Source organism: Petrotoga miotherma DSM 10691, assembly GCF_002895605.1.
Lineage (GTDB): Bacteria > Thermotogota > Thermotogae > Petrotogales > Petrotogaceae > Petrotoga > Petrotoga miotherma.
Map to the genome: position 1 here is coordinate 22,032 of NZ_AZRM01000010.1, position 26,806 is coordinate 48,837.

Genomic DNA, 26,806 nt, shown 5'->3' on the forward strand with positions numbered 1-26,806 from the left:
GTGTAAAAGCTGCTCCCACTTTTTATCCTACCTATAAGGAATGGAAATTCTACAAGCTGCTTCCATACTTTTTCTTGTTCTTTGCTTTTTATCCTACCTATAAGGAATGGAAATCTGGCTTTACTTAAACGTATTGAAGAAGTTGAGGAACTTTTTTATCCTACCTATAAGGAATGGAAATCTGGCTTTACTTAAACGTATTGAAGAAGTTGAGGAACTTTTTTATCCTACCTATGAGGAATGGAAACAAGAGAAATAGAGTAAGTCTGAAAGTCTAAATTAGCTCTTTTTATCCTACCTATGAGGAATGGAAACCAATTAGATTAGTTTAAGCTTTTTAAGCTCATGATGACTTTTTATCCTACCTATGAGGAATGGAAACATGTCAGTATAACAAAGTATAACATCCCAATTGTCACTTTTTATCCTACCTATAAGGAATGGAAACCCGGCATCAGCTTCGTTCCAACCATTCGCAAGGCCACCTTTTTATCCTACCTATAAGGAATGGAAACCGTTGACTTGGTAGACACATACCTTTCAGCGTCAAATGACTTTTTATCCTACCTATAAGGAATGGAAACATAACCTAAGACTGTGTAATATACCGTGCCATTTCCTCCTTTTTATCCTACCTATAAGGAATGGAAACCAGTCTTGATTTCGTCGATATCATCGTTTATTTCTGGCTTTTTATCCTACCTATGAGGAATGGAAACCCTAACTTAGTCTCTGGAGCTGTTTTCCAAGTCATCTTTTTATCCTACCTATGAGGAATGGAAACTAACGAATTGTCTAGCTTGGTTAATGGCAGACTCCACTTTTTATCCTACCTATGAGGAATGGAAACATGTAACTCCCTCAGATAATGTTGTTGATGAGGATTTTCTTTTTATCCTACCTATGAGGAATGGAAACTGAAGTAAGACCTCAAAAATTCCTACTTTAGACCTACTTTTTATCCTACCTATGAGGAATGGAAACTTCTGAAAATGTTGTAGGATTTATAGCGGCTTCTGCTTTTTATCCTACCTATGAGGAATGGAAACGATAAAAAGAAGGTGTAGTTATGGAAGATAATAAGGCTTTTTATCCTACCTATGAGGAATGGAAACTTGAAATATTCAAGGTTGGCAAGCTCAATCTCCTATCCTTTTTATCCTACCTATGAGGAATGGAAACCTACTAATGTTCGGGCTCTAATGCATTTCTTAGATTCTTTTTATCCTACCTATGAGGAATGGAAACTAACATCAACGGGTTCTTGTTTTTGAGTTACTCCTGCTTTTTATCCTACCTATGAGGAATGGAAACTAGTATACGGGTTCCATAGGCTTGCCTTGATAAATACCCTTTTTATCCTACCTATGAGGAATGGAAACACAAAACCATAATAGAAATAATTATCCTCATTTTCAACTTTTTATCCTACCTATGAGGAATGGAAACCAAACGAAAGTTATAATAATATAATTCTTTTCTCAAGCTTTTTATCCTACCTATGAGGAATGGAAACTAGTCTACGAAGACAAAATTAATGTTTTGGTATTTAACCTTTTTATCCTACCTATGAGGAATGGAAACGTATATTAGAAAGTTTGAAAAGGCAAAAAGAGTGGCTTTTTATCCTACCTATGAGGAATGGAAACGCCATTTCCTTTTCACTTTCGCCATTGAAAAAGCCTTCTACTTTTTATCCTACCTATGAGGAATGGAAACGAAACATTTGGTTTCTTTGACCAGCATTAGCACGTCTACTTTTTATCCTACCTATGAGGAATGGAAACTTGGATATCAATACAAAAAATCAACAATCTTACAACTTTTTATCCTACCTATGAGGAATGGAAACAGTAAAAAACAATAAGGATATTTTTTGTCTACAAGACTTTTTATCCTACCTATGAGGAATGGAAACCACAACCTTTTGATAGGATACCGTTATTGTTGTTGACTTTTTATCCTACCTATGAGGAATGGAAACAATTCAAAGCTTCTAAAGTTGTTTGAGTTGCAAAGTCTTTTTATCCTACCTATGAGGAATGGAAACCTTGAGCAAGTGTCGCTTGAGTTGCGAAATCTTTACCTTTTTATCCTACCTATGAGGAATGGAAACACTGTAGTTACTTGTACCACCTTGTAAATTAGTTATACCTTTTTATCCTACCTATGAGGAATGGAAACTAAGCTAAAGCTGTTTCTAGGTTCATTAGATGATCTGGGTCCTCTTTTTATCCTACCTATGAGGAATGGAAACGTTCTTCTTCTAAAATTTTAATTTGCTTATCAATTTCTTCCTTTTTATCCTACCTATGAGGAATGGAAACCTGACTTGAATTTAAACATTTTAGTATTTATATCATATACTTTTTATCCTACCTATGAGGAATGGAGGGGTTGGAGAGGAATGGAAACCCACCAATTCGAATTCTTCCAACCATGTGTCCTGACCCTTTTTATCCTACCTATGAGGAATGGAAGGTAGGGGCGAGGAATGGAAACACTGATGGTAAGTCTGTAAATATTCAAGCTCTTCAGCTTTTTATACTACATATGGGGAATAGAAGATGAGGAGAGGAATGAAAACAATACTATCTCTCAGCTTCCAAGTAATCTTTCCTTCCTACTAACCTTATTTTAATGAACTGAAAGTAGGAAAGAAAAGATAACCTGTAAATGTGAGGCTTTTTTTCTTCCTTTTGTTCAAAAAGAGATGAAGAAGAGAAAGGAATGGAAGGTGGGAGTGAGGAATGGAAACCTGTGTAACCGTTTGACTTCTTTTAAAATTCTGGATTTTTTATCCTATCTTTTCTTTGATGAATATAAATATTCTCAAATCATCTCCATTTTTCTTAACTTCATAGATTTTTATTCTAACAATAAGAAATTGAAACATTTTTTTAAAGCATCTTTCTTGTTTCTTCGCTTTTTTTCTTATCCTAAGAGCAAATCCACAATCAGATAAAGAAAAATATTTAAAGTATTACATTAGAAGAGCTAAAATTGTTACTGAAAGCTAATGCAAATTAATGAATTTTTTTAGATTTTTAGATGATATAATGGGGTTGAAAACAAATTATCAAAATCATGGGAAATAGGAAGAAGGTTAAGAACATTTTTTATATTTCAATAGTTAAATAACTCACTAAGAAGGAGATCAGGATGATAATTGAAAGAATTATAGAAGAAGCACAGCCTTATTTAGAAGGATTAAAGATCAAAGATGCGGTTATAGGAATTTCACTTATTGGTTTGGAACTTAGTAATAATTATATGGGTGTAAGTTATGTTCTACGTGAGAATTTAAAATCAGGTTGCTCTATTTTCCCGTATGCTCAAGATATTATTGGTAAAGATAGTTTAGAAATTGCCGAATGGGCTCTCACGGGTCAAGATGATCTGCAAAGGTCTATTGGCGTTGCTGTGTTGACAGCATCTTCACGCTCCCTTCCTTTGGTTGATGTAGATACTTCTATTCACCCCTTTTCTGTTGAAATTACTCCAGAGGATAATGTTTGCTCGATAGGCTATATTCCTCAAGTTGCTAATATGTTCAATGGAATGGTCAAAAATGTATTTATTTTTGATCGTGGAGTTTCGCAAAAAGGTGGCGTTTTTGGTAAAGTCCTCCCTGAGGAGAAACAAAAGGACATACTTCCAAAATGTGAAATTGTTTTTTTAAGTGGGACTACTGTTATAAACCACAGCTTAGAGTATCTTTTAAGTTTATGCAAAAATGCCCGAGAGATAGTTTTAATTGGGGCATCGACCCCGATGTTTCCCAACGCGTTTGTTGGAACAGGGGTAAGTATTTTAGCAGGTTCTTGGTGGGATGAAAGGGAAAAAGACAAAATCTTTCGAAATATTTCACTCGCAGGGGGTATAAGCCACCTATCCAAATTTGCAATTAAAAAGAATGTAAGGGTATAAAGATTCTTCATTTTTGTTACCTCCAATAATAGTATCTGCAAAAATATTTACGTTTGAGTAAATTTTATTTTTACTTTTAAATTAGCTTATAATTTAACTGTGTCAATTTTTGGGACAGGTGGGTCAAAAAATGGGACAGTTTTGGGTCAAAATTTGACCCAGTTGTGGGTCAATTTTTGGGACAGTCTATAAGGTTTTATATAAATATATATAAATATAAAAAATATAAAAATAAAAAACTATTTTTTACTCCTATATAGCGAAACTCGAAAAAATATTTTTTGTTTTTTGCAGATACTACTTATGGGAAAATAAATTTTTAGCAGAGAATGAGGTGGCTGAGATGGAACAATCTTTCGTTCATGTTTATACTGGCAACGGCAAAGGCAAAACAACAGCAGCTTTAGGGCTTTCTGTTAGAGCGGCACTTTCAGGTAAAAAAGTCTTTTTTGCACAGTTTATAAAAGGCATGGAGTATAGTGAGTTGAAAGTGAGCGAATTTATTAAAAACATTGAAATTCAACAGTTTGGTAGAGAATGTTTTATATACAAAAAACCTACAGAAGAAGACATAGAGGCAGCCAATAAGGGAATGGATGTTTGTGAGAAGGTTTTAAAAGGCTTTGAATACGATTTGGTTGTGTTGGATGAGTTAAATATTGCTTTATACTACAAATTGATTCCCCTGAGTAGAGTTGTAAAAGCAATTACAGAAAGAACTCCATCGATAGAGGTTGTAATAACTGGAAGATATGCCCCAGAAGAAATTATAGAAATTGCGGATTTGGTTACCGAGATGAAAGAGATTAAACATTATTACAACCAAGGTGTTCAAGCAAGAAAGGGAATAGAATTTTAAATAACAGTAAAAAATAAATAAGCCAAGTTTCTTCGAAGGTCAATTATTTTTGGTATTCAAAATATAATTTCCTGTTTTATTTTATTAATATGCATAATAAAAAAATAATGGTATAATAATATTAACAATAATATTTTTACTTCAATCCAGACAACTTTAGAGTATTAATCAAGCGAAGGATGCGAAAATTGATTTAAAGTTTCTAATTTGGTTCAATAAAAAAGGAGGAGATTTTTATTTCTAATTATCCAAATTTTCACACAGTGGCAATCAAGTATATGAATGATTCTAATTTAGTACATGAGGACCATCTTCACCCTGAAGTTATTTTGTGGGTAAATTTTAGCGAAGAATCTAAGAAAGAATTTTTGGAGAAGATAAAAGAACTTGATGAAGAATTGGCTCAGGATATCAACGAGCACCTGTCACAATTCAAAGTTCAAGAAGAAGTCGTCCCCGTTAACTTACCATTAGATGTCGATAGTGAAGAAGAATTTGACAATTTCATGTACTTCTTAGGTGAGTTGGCAGAGATCGTTGATTTAAAAGCGTATTCAGTGATTACTGAGGTGTCACTAGCCGAAGAAGAGAGCGAGAAAGAAGATTCTGGAGATCTATATGATTTTCCGGCAATATTCAGCGAAGAAAAGGAAGGTAGCTGTTATTTAACGGTGTTCGATTGGGATTTAAAAGAAATGGAAGAGTATTCTGGTAAGTTTGAAAAAAACGAAAAAGAAATTGAAGGCCTGAGATTTCCTTTCTTTCAAAGCTAACACAATGAGAAAACCCTCTGGAACCAAAAAAGAAGGGTTTTATACTTATTAAAATAAGAACGAAGTAGAGGGGGGATTAACTTTGATAAAAGCGATAAATTTAACAAAAAAATTTAAAGATTTCACTGCTGTTGATGGAATCAACTTAAACGTAAAAACAGGAGAAATTTATGGTTTTCTTGGTCCCAACGGTGCAGGGAAAACTACAACGATAAGGATGCTCACAGGAACACTAAAACCAACCTCTGGTCAAATTTTCATAATGGATAAAGATTACAATAATTACGAAATGGAGATAAAAAGAGAAATTGGGGTTGTGCCTGATGAACCAAAAATGTATGAGAATCTCAAAGGCAGTGAATACATAGAGTTTGTAATGAACGTATACAAATTAAATTCAGATGAAATTCATTCCCGATTTAACGAAATATGTGATGCCTTTGGGATAGATTACCTCAACGATTATATAGGTGATTATTCTCATGGTATGAAACAAAAATTAATGGTTGCCTCAGTTTTGATGAGAAAACCAAAGGTGATTTTTTTAGACGAGCCAACCGTAGGTTTAGATGCCCGGGCAGCAAGGATACTTAAAGAACTTTTACAAAAATACAAAAACGAAGGCTCTTCGATATTCTTTACGACGCATATACTTGAAATAGCAGAAAAGATGTGTGACAGAATAGGAATCATCGATCACGGTAGGATCCTTGCTGAAGGTAATTTGGAAGAGTTGAGGTCTCTCTCTAAACTCGGAAATAAGAGCTTAGAAGATATTTTCTTGGAATTAACAGGGGGTAGTGAAGTAAAAGAAATAATCGATGAACTCTAGTGGGGAGGTTCTGAGACAATTATGAATGAATTGAAATTGTTGTTAAAATACTCCTATAAAAACAAATCTCGACCGACAAAAAATAAAAAAGGAATAGAAAGAAGATCAGGTATGATCTCCAGTATAATGAGTTATCTAATAGTCCCAATAATTTTTTTAGCTGTTATCATTCCAACGATGCTCGCAGCCGCAGGTTCCTTTAATTTAAACATTCCGTTGAATCAAATAGGTTTGGATTCTAATTATACTTTGCTAGAACTAATGTTTGCACCTTCTTTTTTAATTGTAAGCGCGATTTTTGTTTTACAATTTTCCCCATTAATTGTAACTACGCTTTTTGATAACGATATGATGGACATCCTTTTGACCATGCCTATTAAAAGATCAACACTTTTTTTCTCTTCTACGATAGATAGTTTAATCATGTCTGGAGTAGGAAGTGGCGCTTTTTTATCAATCGTTGTTTCTTATATGATTTTGAAAGGTTCAAATGTAATTCTATCTATCTTGGGTATTATAGGGTTTTTTCTTTTTTTGATATCTATATCGATTGTAATAGGATTAATTATGTCTTTCTTTGTTGGTAAAACATCCGCAAAAAGAATTGCACAATTAACTTATTTCATAGGCATTATCTTTATGGTCTTAATACCGCAATTTCTCCCCAGGATAATGACCAACGATCCAGAAAACCTTGTGGAAAGCATGGGGAACTCCCTTAATATTTTTATGAACCCTCTTTGGCCACATGCTCAATTCATCAATGCTATTAACGGCGACATCTTTTCTCTTGTTTTTATCTACGCTGTTTCAATATTGTTCTTTTACTTGATATACAGATATGCGAACAGACTTGATTTTTCAACATCGAGAAAAAAATCAAAGGTTAAAAAAATTGAAAAGTTTAAAACCAAACGTCTTCCTCTTTTTGAGAAAGATAGAAAACTTCTTTTCAGGAATTCCCAATTGATCTTTATGATGATTTATCCGGTAGTATTGCCATTCATATTCTTTTTCACAGGTATGCAAGATTTATCTTACATAGCGATGTTTTTTGTGTTGATAGCCGCAGACTATTCAGCTATGATTTCTGCATATATGTTGACTGAAGAAATAAAAATCTGGCCCGTTCCAAAGTTATTTCCTTTCAAAACAAAAACTATGGTGAACTCAAAAATAATGATTTCTACAGGGCTTTATACTATTGAGTTTATAGCTCTTACAATAGTTTTCTCAATTCTTTTAAAATTTAATTTCTTTGATTTAGTATTAATAATTCCTACTGTCATATTATTGTACTATTCATCACTGTTAGGAACAAGAATCTTTCTCAGTGATCCCAAAAGAGATATATCCCAAATGAACAAGGTTTTCAAAGGGAAAGAAGTATTGGTTATAGAATTGATAACAATGGGGTACGCTGCGGCTATTTTTGGCTTGCTATTTTTTTATGACCTAATGCTTGCCCAAGGTCCTTTGTGGATCTTCAAAAATATCAGCATGCAGCTTACTTCTCTAATAATACTTGGAACAGTAGCGGTGCTATTGTTTGTAATTGTAAGATCTATTGTGAAAGAACAAAGAAAGATAAATCAGTACATAGAAGCAATGGAATAACATTCTGTTGGTGGATCTAAAAATTGTATTGAATTTCTGTGATACTTTAATAAACCCTCTATGGAAATTGTAAGAGGGTTTTTCTTATTTTTTAGAATGTGTGCTATCATATAATTTAGTAGGGTTTTCCTATAACGCGTGAGAAGCAGTGATCGGAGAAGTTCTTCTTCCTTATGGGTGGGGAGCGGGGCAAAGGGGCGCTATATTATAATGTTTTAGAGCTTTTTAAGAAAGTAATTATAAAAAAGGAGGAACAACAATGGCAGAAAGTAAACAATTGAAAGTTACTATTTTATACGATAATACAGCATATGACAAAGATCTCCAAGCTAATTGGGGATTCTCTGCTTTGATTGAAGTAGAAAAAGCACCTAAGATACTTTTCGATACTGGTGGAAGTGGAGAGATTCTGTTAAACAACATGAAAAAGTTGGGAGTTGATCCATCTACAATAGATGAGGTTTTTATATCTCACAATCACTACGATCATGTGGGAGGCTTGTCGGGTTTTCTTTCGGAAAACCCTAATGTAACGGTTTACGTTCCACCATCTTTTAAGGGAGTGAAAAATGCGAAAGAAGTTGTTACCATAAAAGGTCCTACTGAAATACATGAAGGCATTTATTCCACTGGAGAATTAGAAGGGATAGAACAATCTCTTTGTGTAAAAACTGAAAAAGGAATAGTAATCATAGTTGGATGTTCTCATCCAAAGATGGAAAATATATTAAAAACCGCTTCAACATTTGGAGATGTCTATGGAATAATTGGAGGGTTACACGGAACACCTGCAGAATCTTTGAAAGGTTTAAAACTAATTTGTGCAACACATTGTACCCAACAAAAAGAAGATATTAAAAGGCTTTTTCCTGAAGCGTATATAGAAGGTGGCGCAGGAAAGGTTATTGAAATTTAAGAATACTATAGACAGTAAAAAATCAAAACGTCTTATACGAGGGGGATGAGGTATGGAAAAGTCTGTAAAAATAAGCAGAAACATGTTTATAACCTCAGCATTAGTTATTTTTTCTATTATGATGATCTCAGGGGTATTAACAATTTTATTGCCTGCGGGGGAGTATGAAAGAGAGTTTATAGACGGAAGAACAGTCATCGTAGAAGATTCTTACCAGACAATAGAAAAACCAAATTATCCCTTTTGGCGATGGTTTACCGCTCCTATCGAAGTATTATGGAGCTCTGATGCACCCCTTATAATCACTATTATTGTGTTTATATTGGTAGTTTCTGGTTCAATCTATATTTTGAATAAAAACCATGTCATTGAATACATTATCAATAAGATTGTTAAAAGGTACAGCAAACAAAAAAATGTTTTATTAGGTTTGATGATTCTAGTTTTTATGCTTTTAGGTGCTTTGATGGGGATTTTTGAAGAGATTGTCCCTTTAATACCGATTGTAATAATGTTTTCAATATCGTTGGGTTGGGATGACCTAACAGGTTTGGGGATGAGTTTACTCGCAGCAGGATTTGGTTTTTCTGCAGCAATAGCGAATCCGTTTAGTTTAGGGGTGGCACAAAGAATAGCTGAAATTCCACTTTTTTCGGGAATAGGCCTCAGAATAATTATTTTTATCACAACTTACCTACTTTTATTTGTTTTTTTGAGGAATTATGCTAAAAAACACCAAAAAGAGGTTGTTGATCAGCAAATAGAAACCATCGATTATGATGTAAACACTTCAAAAGCTTCTAAAATTTTAATAACAATAATTTCCATATTGTTTATACTGATTTTAATTTCTGGTTTTACCGGATTTATGAGTGGCCTTATGTTACCCGTTGTTGGTGTGCTATTCATGGTAGGAGGTTTTTTATCGGGTTTAGTTGTAGAAAAAAGTATTTCTAAAGTGTTCAAAGATTTTTTAATTGGCATGAGCAATCTGTTGCCTGGAGTCATATTGATTCTCATGGCTATGTCGGTAAAACTAATAATTACCAATGGAAAAATCTTAGACACGATATTGTACAATGCATCTATTGTTATATCTGAATCAGGAACTGTCGCTGCAACTTTTTTGATTTATTTGCTTTTTTTTGTTATGAATCTATTCATAGGTTCAGCTTCCGCAAAAGCATTTTTGACTATGCCAATTATAGTTCCTTTGGCAGACTTGGTTGGAATCACGAGACAAACCGCTGTACAAGCTTTCGTTTTTGGAGATGGATTTAGTAATTTGTTGTATCCTACTAATGCAGTGTTGTTAATCTCGTTGGGAATAGCTGGAGTTAGTTATTTTAAATGGTTTAAATTCATTTGGAAGATTCAGCTGGTTATGTTTCTTCTTTCTTTGTTATATTTGTATATTGCAGTAAAAATAGGATACGGTCCTATATAATAGGAGATAGAGAGATGTATGATTATTCGTATGATTTTGATAAGTGTAGAAAGAACTTTTACACCTTTGAAAATGAGTTAAATAAATATTATTCTACAGTTTCTAATGATTCCTATTCAATTGAAGAGGACAGTTATATTGATAGTTTTTTATGTCAGAACGAAGGTAACAGAAAGTTGTTTCTTATTACAACAGGCGAGCATGGAATAGAAGGATACGCAGGTAATGTGTTCATGCAGATATTCGTTAAAGAGTTTTTACACCGAATAAAAAATCAAGAAATTTCGTTGTTTCTCATTCATTCCTTGAACCCTTGGGGAATGAGGCATAAAAGAAGAGTAAATGAAAACAACGTTGATTTAAATAGAAATTTTCTTTATCAAAACGAGGATTTAAGCAACGAGTCATATAAAAAAATGAAAAGGTATTTCACCAAAAAAAGGCCGGTTGGTGTTTTAGACTCCAGTTTAATAGTTGGATTTTTTGAATTGTTACCTTATTTATTAAAATTAGGTTCGAAAGGGATAAAAGAGGCTCTAACCAAAGGACAATATGTTGATAATAAATCTGTTTATTATGGCGGAAAGAAAGAAGAAAAATCAACTAAGTACATAAAAGAAATATACGAAAAAGTTTTTAACACCTACGACTTTATCCTTCACTTAGATATCCATACAGGAGCAGGTCCAAAAGATAAATTGTTGATTGTTAATTCTGCCTTTGATAAAGAAGATTGCAATACCAGAGAAAAGCAGTTTGATTACTCTCCTATTACACAAGCGAAAAAAGAAACTTTTTACAGTATAAATGGAGATATGATAGATTATATACACAAAAAATATCAAAGTACTTCAAATTTCTATTCTACGTGCTTGGAATTTGGTACATATGGCGAAGGATTAATGGGCCAATTGAAAAGTATAAAAAGTTTGGTTTTAGAGAATCAAGCATGGTGGTATGGTGCAAAAAGTGTGCGAGTAAGATCGAAAGTCGATAAATTATTTAGAGAGATGTTTTTTCCAGAGCGTAATGATTGGCGAAGTTCTTTTGAAGAAGATACTAAAAAGGCATTGAATGGAATATTGAAATATTTTGAATTTTTTAAGTAGAAAATAAAAGTATACTATAACCTTGAGTTATGTTTTTCATAGCATGCAAACTTAAAAAATTGGAGGGATATAATTTTGAAAATAAGTATAATAGGAACGGGAAGAGTGGGTTCAAGTACCGCTTTTGCTTTAATAAACGCAGCAGTTGCTGACGAGATTGTTCTTTACGACCTCAACAAAGAAATGGCTGAAGGTGAAGCATTGGATTTATTACATGCTACTACCTTTCACAAAAGAATGATCATAAGGGCTGGGGAGTATAGCGATATAGAAGGAAGCGATATAGTAATAATTACAGCAGGAGCTGCTCAAAAGCCTGGTGAAACAAGGTTAGATTTGACCATAAAAAATGCTAAAATAATAAAAGGCATTTCAGAAAACATAAAAAAATATGCTCCAAATGCGTTGATAATAAATATTACTAACCCTGTTGATGTTATGAGCTATGTGGTATGGAAAGTAACTGGTTTTGAATCTAATAGAGTAATTGGAACTGGAACTATATTGGACACTGCAAGACTGAGAGCTTTAATAGGTAAAAATTGTGGAGTTTCTCCAATGAGTGTTCACGCCTACATAATAGGGGAACATGGTGACTCAGAGTTAGCGGCGTGGAGTTCGGCAATGATTGGAGGTGTCCCGATTAAAGGTTTTTGCCGCAATTGCCCATACAAAGATAGTTGTAATAAAGATCTGAGTAAAATTTTTGAAGATGTAAAAAATTCTGCTTACACTATAATAAGCAAAAAAGGTGCAACTAATTATGGAATAGCTTCAGCAACAACTGCACTGGTAGAATCGATAATTAAGAATGAAGGTAGGGTATATACCCCTTCCGTGTTGTTGGATGATATGTACATAGGATATCCGGCGGTTATAAACAAAGACGGGGTGGAACGAACTATCGATATAACTATGAATGATGAAGAAACTGAAAAGTTTGAAAGATCAAAAAATATAATCAAAGAGTATCTTGAATCAATCAAAAACTTACTTTAAGGGGGAGAGCGACTATGAAAAAGTTTTTAAGTATATTTTTGTTGCTTATACTGTTTTCTATAACCCTCTATTCAATCGAATACATAACCCTAACGTCAGAATTAACGGAAAACTTAAGTGGAAGGGTAAGTATTCCCTTTTTTTACGGTACAAAGGATGCACCAAGTGCCTTTCTTTTAAATAGTTACTTAGCAAAAGATGTTGAAGACTTCTTAAGTGAATATCTCGATGAGTCTTATAACTTTAGAAATAGTACAGAAGATTCTAAAGGACCTTACGTTGAAGTAATAATAGAATCAGAAGTTGGATTTGTTTCAGATAGTTTTGTCAGTTTTTATGCGGACTATTTTTCTTTTGTTTATCTACAAGCTCATCCAATGACTACAAGAGAAACGTACAATTACGATCTAACTCTCAGTAAATTCCTAAATCTCTACGATTTCTTAGATTTATATAGTGAAGACACAGGCGAATCTTTTAAAATAATCAAAGAAACCATAATCGAAGAAATAAATTCAGACCCTAAAATTTATTTTAATGTTGATGAAACTCTAGACACGATAGGGTATGATAGAGATTATTATATTACAAATGAAGATCTGGTAATAATCTACCAGCTCTATGAAATTGCTCCATATTCATCAGGTATAAGAGAGTTCAAAATACCCCTTAAAGAATTGGGAATAGAAATTCAATAAGAGATGTCGGCCAACTGTGGGTGGGGACCAAGCTAAAGGGATTAAAATTTCTTTTTCCTTATGGGCGGGCTGCGAGGCGAAGGAGCAATACCTTAACTCTTCCTCACGGTTGGGGAGCAGAGTAAAGGGATTAAAATACCCTTTCCTTATGGGTGGGAAGCGGGGCGAAGGGGCGCTAAAGTAAGGTTTAGAACTTCTAAAAAAACATTAACAAAAATAATTAATGGAGGGAAAACAACAACATGGATGTAATAGAAATAATCAAACAAAGAAGAAGCATCAGAAAGTTCAAGCAAGATCCCATCGATGATGAAATATTGAAAGAGTTAGTAGATTGTGCAAGGTTAGCCCCTTGCGCTTCAAATAAACAACCATTAGAGTTTATAGTTGTAAAAGATAAAGAAATTTGCGATAAAGTCTTTGAAAATTTAGGTTGGGCTAGCTACATATCCCCAAAAGGGACTCCTAAAGAAGGGGAAAAGCCAACTGCTTATATTTTTATTTTAGTTAACAAACATAGAGCCACGAAATGGATTGGTCACGATATAGGAGCCGCGTTTGAAAATATCTTGTTAGCTGCTTGGTCAAAAGGTATAGGGGGATGTCCTATCGTTACTATCAACAGGGAAAATGTAAGAGAAATCCTAAAAGTTCCTGATGACTATGAGATTGATACAGTAATTCCCTTAGGTTATAAAGGGCATGAATCTTTTGCAGAGGATAACGATGAGACAGTTGAATATTATATAGACGAGAACAGCAATTTCCACGTTCCAAAAAGGCCTCTTGAAAAGGTTATTCATTTTGATAAATTTTGATTAAATTATTTGTGAGGAACATAGGAGGATAACAAATGGCTCAAAATAACCTTGATACTAAAACTTTAGAAAATTGGCTTTGGGAAGCGGCGTGTAAAATAAATGGTCTGAAGTTACCAAAAAAACTACAAATGTTGGAGAGTATTTAACCGATGTCATACGAACGATTGCAAGAATATCTTAATAGAAACATAGAAAAAAATTAAAAAGGGGTGGAAGTGTTGTTCGAAATATCCGAGAAAAAGAAGTTAGCTCAAGATGTATACAGTGTTTGGGTTGAAGCACCAAAGATAGCAGCACATGCACAACCCGGTCAGTTCGTTATAGTTATAGCAGAGGAAGATGGAGAAAGGATTCCTCTAACTATAGTCGATAAAGCTGAAGATAAGATAAGGCTCATATTTCAAGTGGTTGGTAAAAGTACGAAGAAAATGGCAACTTTTGAAAATAGAGATTCCTTTGCCCATGTCGTTGGACCTTTGGGCAATCCTTCAGAAATCGAATATTATGGGACGGTATTATTGATTGGTGGAGGTATAGGTGTTGCCCCAATTTTACCTATTTTAAAAGCGTTGAAAGAAAAAGGCAACAGGGTAATATCGATTATGGGAGCAAGAACCGCTGATCTTTTAATTTTAGAAGATGAGTTTTCACAGTTTTCTGATAAGTTAATAGTAACAACAGATGATGGATCAAAAGGTATCAAGGGTTTGGTTACCGATGGTATGAAAAAAGTAGTGTCAGATGGTGAAAAAATAGATAAGGCTTGGGCTATTGGACCTGTTATAATGATGAAATTTGCCACAAAGACCGCTCAAGAACTTGGTTTTCCCATAATAGTATCTTTGAATCCAATTATGGTAGATGGAACAGGAATGTGTGGTGGTTGCAGAGTAACTGTTGGAGATAGCGTTAAATTTGCCTGTGTGGATGGCCCTGAATTTGAAGGTGAGCTCGTTGGCTGGGATGAATTGTTAAAGAGGCTGGGGCAGTACAAAGTCGAGGAAAAGGAGTCTTTAGAAGAAAAAAAGAAAAAACGTCCAAAAAAGATTTTGAGGAAAAAAGTTCCTGTGAAAAAACAACCTCCTGAAGAGAGAAAGCACAACTTTCAAGAGGTTGCATATGGTTATTGTTTGGAAGAGGCTATGATGGAAGCCGATAGATGCCTACAATGTCCAGATAGCGCATATAATTGTATAAACGGATGTCCTGTTGGGGTAGATATAAGAGGGTTTATAAGAGAGTTGAGAGATGGTAACCTTGCTAAATCTGCAGAGATACTGAAGAGTTACAACAATTTACCCGCCATTTGTGGAAGGGTTTGCCCGCAAGAGAATCAGTGTGAAGGTGCATGTACCTTGGGTAAATCAGGTGCTTTTGAACCAGTTGCCATAGGTAGATTAGAAAGGTTTGTGGCGGATTGGGAAAGAGTTCAAAGAAAAAGTGAAAAGAATAATATCCAAGTGTCTAAAAACAATATCAAAGGGAAGGTTGCTGTTGTAGGTGCAGGACCTTCGGGACTAACGGTGGCAGCAGATTTGGCAAAGATGGGATATTACGTAAAAATTTTTGAAGCCTTACACAAACCAGGAGGAGTTCTGACTTATGGTATCCCTGAGTTTAGGCTTCCAAAGGAGATAGTTTTTGAAGAAGTTAAATATGTTAAATCACTAGGGGTGGAAATTGAGCCCGATGTTGTTGTAGGAAAGACAGTTACAATAGATGAAATGAGAGAAGAGTTCGACGCTATATTTATAGGAACAGGTGCAGGAACCCCCAGATTCTTGAATATCCCAGGAGAAAATTTGAATGGTGTTTACTCCTCAAGCGAATTCTTAACAAGGGTTAATTTGATGAAAGCCTATGAGTTCCCTCTGGTTGATACTCCCGTTAAGATAGGCAAACATGTGGTAGTTGTTGGAGGAGGGAACGTCGCGATGGATGCTTCAAGATCGGCGTTAAGGCTTGGTGCTGAAACCGTCACAGTGGTGTATAGAAGAACGGAACAAGAGATGCCTGCAAGGAAAGAAGAATATGAAAACGCCGTTGAAGAGGGAATTAATTTTATGTGGCTGACTAATCCAATAGAGTGTAAAGGAAACGAAAAGGGAGAATTGACAAATGTAATCTGTCAAAAGATGAAACTGGGAGACCCTGATTCTTCTGGTAGAAGAAGGCCTATCCCCATTGAAAATAGTAATGTTGAAATACCTGCAGATCTTTTTATCGTTGCTATAGGTCAAGAGTCAAACAAGGTATTACTCAACGCATTTCCTGAATTGAAACTGAATAAATGGGGTTATATAGAGGCAGATCCCGTTACCGGTGCTACTTCTGTTGAAGGAGTCTGGGCAGGAGGCGACATAGTTACAGGAGCAGCAACCGTTATCGAGGCAATGGGGGCAGGTAAAAGGTCTGCTAAGGCAATAGATGAATATATTTCATTGAAGGTAGGAAAATTTTGATGGATTTTGAGGAAGAAAATAGAATGATGGTTGAGTATCAGCTTAAAAGAAGAGGTATAATCGATGAAAAAGTTCTAAATGCTTTTTTGAAGGTTAAAAGACATTTGTTTGTTCCAAAAAATCTTGAGAAGTATGCATATGATGATTGCCCTTTGCCTATTGGTGAAGGGCAAACTATTTCTCAACCTTATATAATAGGCTTAATGCTTCAACTATTAGAATTAAAAGAAAAAGACGTAGTTTTAGAAATAGGTACTGGGTCTGGTTATCAAACGGCTTTACTGGCAGAGATAGCACGTTTTGTTTATACGATAGAACGAAATGAAACGTTAGCCCAAAGAGCAAAAAGTAAATTTGAGGAATTAGGTTATAAAAATATTGTTTTAGAGGTTGGGGATGGAACAAAAGGTTGGAAAAAAGAAAAGGTTGAATTTAACGGAATTATAGTTTCAGCAGCAGCGCCAAAAGTTCCTGATCCTTTGTTTTCTCAACTAAAAGTTGGTGGAAGAATGGTAATTCCGATTGGTTCTAGAACCTTTCAACGTTTACATAAAATAACCAAGTTAGAGGATGGAAATATGAAGGTTGAATACTCTGATGGTTGTATGTTTGTGCCTTTAATAGGTGAAAATGGTTGGTGAGAGTTTTTAGTTAAAATAGAAAATATCCCGCAAAAAGCGGGATATTTTAATTATTAATATGGAAAAGTTATCTCAGGAACTTCAAATGATCCTATTTGGGATGGATCTGATGGTATTGTCAGTTTACCTTCTTTTATCAATTTTTTTAGATATTCGATTTCGACAAAATATCTAATGGGTACCATGCTTCTTGTGTATTTCATTGGCGTTATACTTACACCGTCTTCTTTCATACCTAATCTAAAGACACCAGATTCAAAGGTTCTTACAGACATGGCGCTTTGAATGCCTTCAAAAGCAGCTGTATCCACTCTTTTCATAGCACTTGTCAATACGTAGCCCGGAGCCATGTAATCTTGGTCTACATCCACACCTATTGCAAAAAAGTTTTTATCTAATTCATAGTATTTATCGATGATTTGCTCTAAGGGGGCATTTTTGGGTAGATTGTATAGATTACTTCCTCTTTCTTTAGCAGCATCAATTACGCCGTTCCCCGTTGGTCCAGCTGCATGAAAAACAATATCTGCACCGTTTTCCATCTGTGTTAGAGCTAAACTCTTTCCTAAAGCAGGGTCGTTGAATGTGTTCGCATAACCTGATATGACTTGGACATCTTCGTTATGTAATTCATTGTATACTTTAACCCCTGCTGCGTAGCCAGCTTCGAATTTGGTGACGGCAGGAACTGGAACTCCTCCTATAAACCCTACTTTTCCTGTTTTGGTCATCATTGCAGCCAAATAACCTGCTGGGAAGCTTGATTCATGCTCGTTGAAAACATAACAAACAACGTTTGAAGGGACTATCTGTCCAGGAGATGGTTCGATATCGATGCCCACAAAATAAACATCAGGAAATTGAGGAGCTACGTTGAATAAAACATCCGTCATCATAAATCCCACGGCGATTACCACGTCTGAATCTCTTGCAGCGTTAGATAGATTTGGTAAATAATCTGTTTGTTCAGATGATTGGATTACTGCGATTTCTACCCCTAATTCGTCCTTCGCTCTTAAAACGCCTTGCCATGTTCCGTCGTTGAAAGATTTGTCGCCCAATCCTCCTACGTCGGTGACCATGGTTACTTTGAAAGCGAAAATAGTGGAAAATAAGAACAAAACAACAAAGAAAACACTGAAGTACTTTTTCATAAAAATCGCCTCCTTTGGGATGTATAATTATTATAGCATATTCGGTTTTAAAGTTTTTACCAAGAGTAGTTTTACAATTTGATGATATAATAAAAATACAGATCATGAAGTGGGCTACATGGCTCTTCCCCTACGGGTTATAAACTGCAGATCCTTCCTTAGAGGGGCGGGGAATTGGAGTGAAGTATAAAAACCCTTTATCCTTATGGGTGGGGAGCCGGAATGAAGTATAAAAACTCTTTATCCTTATGGGTGGGGAGCGGGGCGAAGGGGCGCTAAAGAAAGCTTTTGAGTGTCTAAAAACAGTAAAAGTATAATAAGCAAAGTAGTGAGGAGATGCTTATGAAGAAGGCTCTACTGATATTTTGCATATTACTTCTTCCATTTTCCTTTTCTTTATCCTTTAATTCTCCAAGTTTTATTTGGAACTACGTTACTAGCTATCAAACAGATGAATTAATGTATTTGAAAGTTAACTATACCCAAAAATTAATAGAGAAAATTAAAGATTATTTGCCATTTTTAGAAAGATCAGGCATATCTCTTCCTATAACTTCGGATGTTGAAGTGCATTTTATTGATGTTAGTCAAGGAGATTCAATTTATATAAAATTACCAAATAATGTTGATATCCTAATTGACGGTGGAAATAATTGGTATGGTGACGATGTAGTTACTTACCTCAAATCCCAAGGTGTTGATGATATAGAATATTTGATAGCCACCCATCCAGATGCAGACCATATAGGTGGGTTAGATGATGTTTTAAAAGCCTTTGAAGTTGAAAATGTCTATGCCCCGGATGTTTCTCACACCACGAAAACTTACAATGATTTTGTTTTAGAAGTGAGAAACGAAGGAACCTACATTAAATCAGCTAAGGTTGGAATTACTTTAATTAATTCTGCATTAGCGGCTGTGATAGGTTGTCCTTCATTTAGTAATGTGTATTTTCTTGGACCTGTGAAAAATTATGGAACAGACCTTAATTCTTGGAGTGCTGTCGTGAAGTTAGATTTTGGAAATTCTTCTTATCTTTTCACTGGAGATGCCGATAGAATTTCTGAAAAAGATATGATAGATAACGGTATGTTTTTAAAAGCAGATGTTCTTAAGGTTGGCCATCATGGATCTTATTCATCAACTTCGCAAGAGTTTTTAAAGGAAGTTAGTCCAAAATATGCGGTGATCTCTGTTGGTAAAAATAATAATTACGGTCACCCAGCACAGGAAGTATTAGAAAGATTAGAAATGTATAAGGTAGATCTTTTTCGTACAGATTTGCAGGGACATATTATAGCTATTAGTGATGGGAATAAAATAAATTTTAACGTTGAACCAATTAACACTGTTAATCTTATGGAAGATGCTCAAGAATCAGCACCACAAAAAACTTCTATATTGATTACGAACTTAGATGTTTCTGATGAAAAGGTTACTATCTGCAACAATACTGATGAAGACGTAGATTTAACAGGATGGGCTTTGGTTAGCGAAGTTGGAAACCAAAAGTTTAATTTTCCAGATGGATATATACTTAGAGCTGGAAAATGTGTGAATATTTTGTCAGGTCGTGGCGCGATAGATGAACCTCCAGCTAATTTAAAATGGACAGGAGCTTATGTTTGGAATAACGATGGAGATATTGCGGCACTATACGATGCTGAAGGGATACTAATAAGTAGAGTTGAATTCTAAGGTTTTGTCAACTACAATAATAATAAATAGTTGTAAATTGTGATTTTATGTTAAAAAAAATGCTTGAAAAAAGAGAACACTTATGTTATAATTTGTATGCTCAAATGAAGTTTTTATATTTATGGGGTCGTGGCGCAGCTGGGAGCGCGCTACCATGGCACGGTAGAGGTCGTGGGTTCAAGTCCCATCGACTCCACCAATATGAGGGAAATATTCCCTTTTTTTTTATATATTAAATCTTTCATCATGGGTGGGCTGCGGGGTGAAAGGGCGCAAACCTATATAGAATAAATATTTTAAAAACTAAATAATTTTAAATGGGTTACAGGGCAAGGCCCCAGCGAAGGGGCACTAACACAATTTTTTAAAGATAATATCCACCAGGGTAAGGAGGCAGAGAAATGGAAGAGTATCTCACTTTTGATGATGTGTTGTTACTACCGCAGTATAGCGAAATTGTGCCGAGTAGGGTTGATACAACATCTCGTTTAGTAAAAGATATCCATTTAAAAATCCCCTTTCTTTCTGCAGCAATGGATACTGTGAGTGAATCCCAAATGGCAAAAGCTATGGCGAGAGAAGGCGCCGTTGGGGTTATTCATAAGAATATGTCGATTGAACAGCAAGCCTATGAAGTTTCAAAAGTAAAAAAGACAGAGAACGGGATTATATACGATCCCATTACAATTACTCCCGATACAACCATTAAAGAAGCTGAAAAGATCATGAGAGAGTACAGAATTGGCGGATTGCCGGTTGTGGATGATGATAAAGTTCTTTTAGGTATATTGACCAATAGAGATATTAGATTTGAACAAAATATGGAAAAAAAGGCCAAAGAATTGATGACTCCCTACAAAAATTTGGTTGTCGCTGGTTCGCATATATCTTTGGAAGAAGCGAAAGAGATACTTCATCAGAATAAGATAGAGAAATTGCCTATTGTAGATGATAAAAGACATATAAAGGGTTTGATAACAATAAAGGATATTACTTCCGTGATTGAAAACCCGAACGCTACAAGAGATGATAAAGGGCGTTTAGTTGTTGGAGCTGCTGTTGGCGTTTCGGATGGTTTACAAAGAACGCAAGAATTAGTTAATGCAGGGGTTGATTTTGTCGTTTTAGATTCCGCACATGGACATACGAAAAATATTATCGAAATTTTAAAAATGATAAAAGAGAGATTTCCAGATCTCCCTGTAATCGCTGGGAATATAGCTACTGCTGAAGCTGCCAAAATGTTAATAGAAAGTGGAGCCGATGCAGTAAAGGTCGGGATTGGACCAGGTTCTATATGTACGACGAGAGTTATTTCTGGGGTCGGGGTACCCCAATTAAGTGCAATTATGAAGGTTTCAGAAGAAGCGAATAAATACGGTATTCCTGTTATAGCTGACGGTGGAATAAGATATTCTGGTGATATTGTTAAGGCTTTAGCAGCAGGGGCTTCTACTGTGATGATGGGGAGTATTTTTGCTGGTACTGAAGAAGCACCTGGCGAAACGATAATTTATCAGGGAAGGAAGTTTAAAACATACAGAGGTATGGGTTCAATAGCAGCTATGGAAAAAGGGAGTAAAGATAGATATTTCCAAGAAGACACACCAAATGAGAAGCTTGTGCCAGAAGGTGTTGAAGCTATGGTAGCATACAAAGGTGAGGTAAAAGATGTTATAATACAATTAGTTGGAGGAGTCAAAGCTGGAATGGGATATGTTGGGGCAAAAGATGTTAAGGAATTACAGCAAAAGGCTAAATTTATAAAAATTACTACGGCAAGTATAACTGAAGGACATCCACATGATGTAAAAATCACACGTGAAGCTCCAAATTATTTCTTTTCATCTTAGTTATTGATTTTTGTGGGTTGCGGGTTAATCTCTCTCTTCCTTATGGGTGGGCTGCGTGGGCGGGCTGCAGGACGAAGGGGCGCTAAAATAAAGTTTCTAATGAGTATATTTTAATGGAGAGGAAGTTATATGCAAACAAAAAACATTTTAGATTTTGAATATTCAGATTTACAAAGTTATTTGCTCAATGAATTAGGACTTGAAAAGTTTAGAACCGATCAAATTTGTGATTGGATTTATAAGAAAAGAGTTTTTGATTTTGCATCAATGACTAATTTATCTAAAGACGATAGACAAAAACTCAGTGATAACTTTAAAATATCTATTCCTCATATTATTAAAAAACAGGTATCAAAGATAGATGGAACGACCAAATATCTTTTGGAGTTAGAGGATAGAAACACTGTTGAAGCGGTAATTATTTACTATCCTTCACGAACGATAGCTTGTATATCAACACAAGTTGGTTGCCCACTGAAATGTTCATTCTGTTCTACAGGGCAAAGCGGTTACGTTAGGAATTTATCGACAGGTGAAATAATTGGTCAATTGTTAGCTATGGAAAAAGATAAAGATATTGATGTAAAAAACGTTGTATACATGGGAATGGGTGAACCATTACTAAATTTTAACAACGTTGTTCAAAGCGTAGAGATCTTAAACCATCCAAAGATGAAAAAATTAGGGGCAAGGCATATAACCATTTCAACTGCTGGAATACCTCACAAAATTGAAGAATTGGGCGATTTGAGCAAAGAGTTTCGACTTTCTGTGTCACTTCATGCACCAACAAATCTTCAAAGAGATCAAATAATGCCCATAAATCATAAATATCCAGTAGAGCAGGTTATTCAGTCATGCCGAATTTATCAGAAAAAAACAAAAAAGAGGGTAACTTTTGAGTATATATTGATAAAAGGATTTAATGATTCAAAAGATGACGCCTTGAAATTAGTCGAACTGTTTGGTGACATGAAAGTGATGGTTAATTTAATTCCTGCCAATGCAAATCCAGCAGGGTTTGAAAAACCCTCAAAAAGATTTATTCAAGCTTTTTTAGATACTCTCGTAAAGAATGGAATTGATGCTGTTGTGCGAGCCGAGAAAGGTAGTGATATATCAGCCGCATGTGGTCAATTAAGAACCAGAGAGTTAAAAGAAGTTAATAGGTGAAAATAATGATTAAAATAAGAAAATTAATCAAAAATTTGATATTTTTTATTTTAGGAATAGTAGCCTCTGGAATATTTGCCTTTTTTATGATGACAGTTTTTGCCAACAGTTCAAATACGGTTGAGATTCCATATTTGATTGGAGAAGATAAAAAAGTAGCTGTTTCTTCTTTAGAGGAGTTAAACCTAATTCCAAACATAGTAGGTAACGGGGAAAAAGTTTTGTATACTGATCCGGAACCTGGTACAAAGGTAAAAGAAGGGCATCATGTAATAGTCCAACTTAGAGAGATGAATACTCTGAAGATTCCTGATCTGATAGGAATACCGTCTGGAGTAGCACAACAGTTTCTAAGTGAGTACAATATAGCTTATGAAATTAGAAATCAATTAACTTATACACCTGAAGAAAACGATGTGGTACTGAACATGTCTCCAACACCAGGAAATAATTATAGTGGTGAAAAGGTGATTCTCTATGTTGGTGAATATGAAGGGAGTAATCAATGAGTTGGAGAAGGGGTATAGTTGTTAGATTTCATTCGGATATGGTAACCGTTCAAGATTTGGAAACTAATCAAAAAGTTAACTGCTTCCTCCCTGGTAGATTTAAATTACAGAAGATTCGGCCCATTGTTGGTGATTATGTAGAATATTCTAAGGACCAAAGTTATAGTTATGGAAGAATTGAAAACATTTTAAAGAGAAAAAATGAATTATACAGGCCCAGAGTAGCTAACTTGGATCAACTTGTTTTGGTTACCTCAATTAAAGAACCTCAAGTAGATTTGATAGTAGTCGATAAAATTATAGCCCTCGCTGAAAAAGAGAAACTGGATATAGTTATAGTGTTAAACAAAACGGATTTGCTTGTTAGTGACGAAGAAAAAAAAGATATGGAAAGATTTATAGAAATATATGGTAAAATTTATCCTGTAATTCCCACATCGAAAATAACGAAAAATAATTTAGATAGATTAAAGTCCTGTTTAAAAAACAAAGTATCAACTTTCGCAGGCCCTTCTGGAGTTGGGAAGTCTAGTTTATTGAATGTTTTAGACCCAAAATTGAAACTTCGAGAAGGAGAAATTTCCAGAAAATTAGGTAGAGGTAAACACACTACAACGTATGCTGAACTGCTTTATTTTGATTTTGGAGGATATATAGTCGATACACCGGGTTTTTCGAGTTTAGAGCTAAGAGGAATAAAAAAAGATGAACTTAGGCACTATTTCAAAGAATTTTTGGGATTTGACGGTTTTTGCCAGTTTTCAAACTGTTCCCATACGGTTGAACCTGGATGTGCAATTAAAGAGGCTGTAGAAAAGGAACAAATTTCATTTAGTAGGTATACCAATTATTGTCAAATATACAAAGAAATAGAAGACAGTTCACTAAAATTGCAATAGAGGTGTTTAAGTTTGATAAAAATCTATCCCTCCATTTTAGCCGCTGATTTTTTGAATTTATCTCAAGAGATAGAGAAAGTTTCTGAAGAAGCTGATGGAATACATCTCGATATTATGGATGGAGTGTTTGTTCCAAACATTACTTTTGGTTTTCCAATCGTGGAATCGATTAGAAAAAAATTTAAAGATATATATTTGGATGCTCATTTGATGATCGTTGAACCAGATAAATATTTAGAAGAATTTTCTAAGTTTGTGAGTAGCATAACGGTGCATTATGAAGCGGTGGTACATCTGCATAGGACCATCTTAAAGATCAAAGAGTTGGGGTGTGAAGCAGGTGTAACTTTAAATCCGCATACGCCTGTGTCACTTTTAGAAGAAATTCTTCCCTATGTCGATAAAGTATTGATTATGTCCGTTAATCCAGGATTTACCGGTCAACATTTTATAGAAAGTACTTACGAGAAAGTAAGAAAATTAAGAAAAATTTCAGATGAAAAGGGTTTGAATGTTGAAATAATGGTTGATGGGGGAGTGAATAAGCAGAACATTGGATTACTTCACCAAAGTGGTGTTAACACTTTTATTATTGGTGCCAGTGTGTTTTATTCTGAAAATCCTTCACAAGAGATAATTGAACTAAAAAGGGTGGCTGAAGATTTTGAGTGAGGTGTATTTGGCTACATCAAATAGAAACAAGGTAAGAGAAATCAATGAAATTCTTCAAAATATTGATATAAATGGAAGCATTACTGTTAAATATATATTTGATGAGATAAAAGAGGATAATTTTGAAGTAGAAGAATATGGTGAAACTTATGTAGAAAATTCTGTTATTAAAGCTTGGGCTTATTCAAAATTAATAAAAAAACCAGTTTTTTCAGATGATTCAGGGTTGTCCATAATCTCTCTTGAAGGATTCCCTGGTGTAAACTCTGCCAGGTTCATGGAAAACTATTCTTATGAGCAGAAGATGAAGGAATTGTTATCGATGCTGGAAAATGAAAAAGATAGAACCGCTTATTTTGCCTGTGCGGCGACGTATTTTGATCCTCAGAAAAATTTTTTAGTAACTTGTCAAGAAGAAGTTTATGGTAAAATAGCATTTGAGATAAGAGGAAAGAATGGTTTCGGTTACGATCCAATTTTTATTCCTGATGGATACGATTATACTTTTGGAGAATTAAGCAAAGATGTAAAAAATAAGATAAGTCATAGGGCAAAAGCTATAAAAAAGTTGCTTCTTTTCTTAAAAAGTGCTACAATATTAGAAAATAACGAATGATTTTTTTATAATATTGATTCAAAGTAGATATTTTTTTTGTTTTATGGTATAATTGCGTTGAAGTTCCGTAGAATGAGGATTTAAGAATCTTTATCTGTGAAAGGGGGAATGTTTGTGAATAAGAAAGATTTAGTTGATGCTTTCGCAAAGAAAGCTAACGTAACAAAGAAAGACGCCGAAAGTTTCGTTGATGCTTTTGTTGATGTAGTGTCTGAGGCTTTAAGTAAGGGAGAAGAGGTTAAACTAGTTGGTTTTGGGACTTTCAAAGTTCAGAAAAGAGCAGCAAGAAAAGGGGTCAATCCACAAACCGGAAAGGCCATAAAAATTCCAGAAAAGATGGTTCCAAAATTTGTTCCTGGTAAAGAATTGAAAGATATGGTGAAGTAAATTCCAAAAAATGGGCAGGGTTCCTGCCCATTTTTTGATAATGACGTGATCAAATTGGAGGGTTTCAATTGATCTGGGCAATTTCAGATGTCCATGGTATGTACGATACTTTAATTTCGCTTTTAAAACAAACACATATCAATGATTCAGACACAGTAATTTTTTTGGGTGATTATGTGGATAGAGGGCCGGATTCAAAAAAAGTATTGGATCTTTTGATTACTTTAAGCAAGCAGAGAAATCGTATCTTTCTAAAGGGAAACCATGACGATATGATGGTCGACTATTACCAAAAAACTCATGAGTATGATGAGGGTATATGGTTTTACAATGGTGCATTATCGACAATTAGAAGTTTTGATAACTATATTGGGGAAGAATACATAACCTTTTTAAAAGACCTACCTTTGTATTATGAGATAGAAATCAGAAACGAGAAATATTTGTTTGTTCATGCGGGAGTAAATCCAAAAAAGTCACTTTCCCAACAAGATAAATGGGATTTGTTATGGATAAGGGATGAATTTTTAAGTATGTCAGAAAGGTATTATGATTATACCGTCATTCATGGGCATACTCCAACATTGTACCTAACAGGTGAAGATAAAATCTTTGTGAAACGAGATAAGAATAAGAAAATAATAAGTATAGATATCGATACAGGATATGTGTACGGTGGGAAATTGACTGCCTTTGGAATCACTGAGAATAATAAACACGTAGTTTTACAGTCTTTTTGAA

At 34.7% G+C, this 26,806-nt stretch carries 23 protein-coding genes, 1 tRNA gene and 1 CRISPR repeat array (1 of these 25 running past the window's edge); of the genes, 23 read left to right on the forward strand and 1 reads right to left on the reverse strand.

Annotated elements, in window-relative coordinates:
- Window positions 1-2,568: direct repeats of the CRISPR family, unit length 30 nt; unit sequence CTTTTTATCCTACCTATGAGGAATGGAAAC; it begins 119 nt to the left of the window's first position.
- Window positions 2,569-3,162: 594 nt separating this feature from the next.
- From X928_RS01845 to X928_RS01905, 13 genes are all read left to right on the forward strand, one after another.
- Complete coding sequence (locus tag X928_RS01845; protein WP_103078213.1) at window positions 3,163-3,930, forward strand: DUF364 domain-containing protein; 768 nt, start codon at window positions 3,163-3,165, stop codon at window positions 3,928-3,930.
- 343 nt (window positions 3,931-4,273) lie between these two features.
- On the forward strand, window positions 4,274-4,789 hold the full coding sequence (cobO, locus tag X928_RS01850) for a cob(I)yrinic acid a,c-diamide adenosyltransferase (protein ID WP_103078214.1): 516 nt from the start codon (window positions 4,274-4,276) through the stop codon (window positions 4,787-4,789).
- 278 nt (window positions 4,790-5,067) lie between these two features.
- The gene (locus X928_RS01855) at window positions 5,068-5,562 is read left to right on the forward strand and encodes a hypothetical protein (protein ID WP_146026618.1); all 495 of its coding nucleotides are present in this window, start codon (window positions 5,068-5,070) and stop codon (window positions 5,560-5,562) included.
- 82 nt (window positions 5,563-5,644) lie between these two features.
- A complete protein-coding gene (locus X928_RS01860) occupies window positions 5,645-6,394 on the forward strand; it encodes an ABC transporter ATP-binding protein (RefSeq protein ID WP_103078216.1) in 750 nt (249 codons plus the stop codon).
- Window positions 6,395-6,415: 21 nt separating this feature from the next.
- Window positions 6,416-8,011 carry a hypothetical protein gene (locus X928_RS01865; RefSeq protein WP_103078217.1) on the forward strand — a complete coding sequence of 532 codons (1,596 nt, stop codon included), beginning with the start codon at window positions 6,416-6,418 and terminating at the stop codon, window positions 8,009-8,011.
- A 259-nt stretch (window positions 8,012-8,270) separates the two neighbouring features.
- Window positions 8,271-8,927, forward strand: a complete 657-nt coding sequence (locus X928_RS01870; protein WP_103078218.1) for an MBL fold metallo-hydrolase — start codon at window positions 8,271-8,273, stop codon at window positions 8,925-8,927.
- A 52-nt stretch (window positions 8,928-8,979) separates the two neighbouring features.
- Window positions 8,980-10,374, forward strand: a complete 1,395-nt coding sequence (locus X928_RS01875) for a YfcC family protein (RefSeq protein ID WP_103078219.1) — start codon at window positions 8,980-8,982, stop codon at window positions 10,372-10,374.
- A gap of 14 nt (window positions 10,375-10,388) precedes the next feature.
- A complete protein-coding gene (locus X928_RS01880) occupies window positions 10,389-11,483 on the forward strand; it encodes a M14 family metallopeptidase (RefSeq protein WP_103078220.1) in 1,095 nt (364 codons plus the stop codon).
- A 75-nt stretch (window positions 11,484-11,558) separates the two neighbouring features.
- Entirely contained in the window at window positions 11,559-12,482 is a 924-nt protein-coding gene (locus X928_RS01885; RefSeq protein ID WP_103078221.1) for an L-lactate dehydrogenase, read from the forward strand.
- A 14-nt stretch (window positions 12,483-12,496) separates the two neighbouring features.
- A complete protein-coding gene (locus X928_RS01890) occupies window positions 12,497-13,180 on the forward strand; it encodes an RsiV family protein (protein ID WP_103078222.1) in 684 nt (227 codons plus the stop codon).
- Window positions 13,181-13,422: 242 nt separating this feature from the next.
- Window positions 13,423-13,998 carry a nitroreductase family protein gene (locus X928_RS01895; RefSeq protein ID WP_103078223.1) on the forward strand — a complete coding sequence of 192 codons (576 nt, stop codon included), beginning with the start codon at window positions 13,423-13,425 and terminating at the stop codon, window positions 13,996-13,998.
- A 221-nt stretch (window positions 13,999-14,219) separates the two neighbouring features.
- Window positions 14,220-16,463 (forward strand): bifunctional dihydroorotate dehydrogenase B NAD binding subunit/NADPH-dependent glutamate synthase, encoded by a 2,244-nt coding sequence (locus X928_RS01900; protein WP_103078224.1) that lies wholly within the window; start codon window positions 14,220-14,222, stop codon window positions 16,461-16,463.
- Window positions 16,463-17,104: a protein-L-isoaspartate(D-aspartate) O-methyltransferase gene (locus X928_RS01905; protein ID WP_103078225.1), complete on the forward strand. Its 642-nt coding sequence runs from the start codon at window positions 16,463-16,465 to the stop codon at window positions 17,102-17,104. Before X928_RS01900 ends, X928_RS01905 begins: the two co-directional genes overlap by 1 nt.
- Window positions 17,105-17,157: 53 nt before the next feature.
- Here X928_RS01905 and X928_RS01910 read toward each other — a convergent pair whose 3' ends face one another.
- Window positions 17,158-18,258: a BMP family lipoprotein gene (locus tag X928_RS01910; protein WP_103078226.1), complete on the reverse strand. Its 1,101-nt coding sequence runs from the start codon at window positions 18,256-18,258 to the stop codon at window positions 17,158-17,160.
- Window positions 18,259-18,600: 342 nt separating this feature from the next.
- Here X928_RS01910 and X928_RS01915 point away from each other — a divergent pair, with 342 nt between their 5' ends.
- The 10 genes from X928_RS01915 to X928_RS01960 all read left to right on the forward strand — a co-directional run bounded on the left by X928_RS01915 (window position 18,601) and on the right by X928_RS01960 (window position 26,805).
- Entirely contained in the window at window positions 18,601-19,956 is a 1,356-nt protein-coding gene (locus tag X928_RS01915; protein WP_169926267.1) for an MBL fold metallo-hydrolase, read from the forward strand.
- A gap of 123 nt (window positions 19,957-20,079) precedes the next feature.
- Window positions 20,080-20,155: transfer RNA gene (locus X928_RS01920), tRNA-Ala, on the forward strand.
- 202 nt (window positions 20,156-20,357) lie between these two features.
- The gene (guaB, locus tag X928_RS01925) at window positions 20,358-21,809 is read left to right on the forward strand and encodes an IMP dehydrogenase (protein WP_103078227.1); all 1,452 of its coding nucleotides are present in this window, start codon (window positions 20,358-20,360) and stop codon (window positions 21,807-21,809) included.
- 129 nt (window positions 21,810-21,938) lie between these two features.
- Window positions 21,939-22,982: a dual-specificity RNA methyltransferase RlmN gene (gene rlmN / locus X928_RS01930; RefSeq protein WP_103078228.1), complete on the forward strand. Its 1,044-nt coding sequence runs from the start codon at window positions 21,939-21,941 to the stop codon at window positions 22,980-22,982.
- A 5-nt stretch (window positions 22,983-22,987) separates the two neighbouring features.
- Window positions 22,988-23,491: a PASTA domain-containing protein gene (locus X928_RS01935; RefSeq protein WP_103078229.1), complete on the forward strand. Its 504-nt coding sequence runs from the start codon at window positions 22,988-22,990 to the stop codon at window positions 23,489-23,491.
- Window positions 23,488-24,390 carry a ribosome small subunit-dependent GTPase A gene (rsgA, locus tag X928_RS01940; protein ID WP_103078230.1) on the forward strand — a complete coding sequence of 301 codons (903 nt, stop codon included), beginning with the start codon at window positions 23,488-23,490 and terminating at the stop codon, window positions 24,388-24,390. Before X928_RS01935 ends, rsgA begins: the two co-directional genes overlap by 4 nt.
- A 12-nt stretch (window positions 24,391-24,402) precedes the next feature.
- Complete coding sequence (gene rpe / locus X928_RS01945; protein WP_103078231.1) at window positions 24,403-25,062, forward strand: ribulose-phosphate 3-epimerase; 660 nt, start codon at window positions 24,403-24,405, stop codon at window positions 25,060-25,062.
- Window positions 25,046-25,678 (forward strand): RdgB/HAM1 family non-canonical purine NTP pyrophosphatase, encoded by a 633-nt coding sequence (gene rdgB / locus X928_RS01950; RefSeq protein ID WP_169926270.1) that lies wholly within the window; start codon window positions 25,046-25,048, stop codon window positions 25,676-25,678. The genes rpe and rdgB overlap by 17 nt, the downstream gene beginning before the upstream one ends.
- Before the next feature lie 114 nt (window positions 25,679-25,792).
- Window positions 25,793-26,065 carry an HU family DNA-binding protein gene (locus X928_RS01955; protein WP_012209694.1) on the forward strand — a complete coding sequence of 91 codons (273 nt, stop codon included), beginning with the start codon at window positions 25,793-25,795 and terminating at the stop codon, window positions 26,063-26,065.
- 68 nt (window positions 26,066-26,133) lie between these two features.
- Window positions 26,134-26,805: a metallophosphoesterase family protein gene (locus X928_RS01960; protein WP_103078233.1), complete on the forward strand. Its 672-nt coding sequence runs from the start codon at window positions 26,134-26,136 to the stop codon at window positions 26,803-26,805.
- The last annotated feature ends 1 nt before the right edge of the window (window position 26,806 follow it).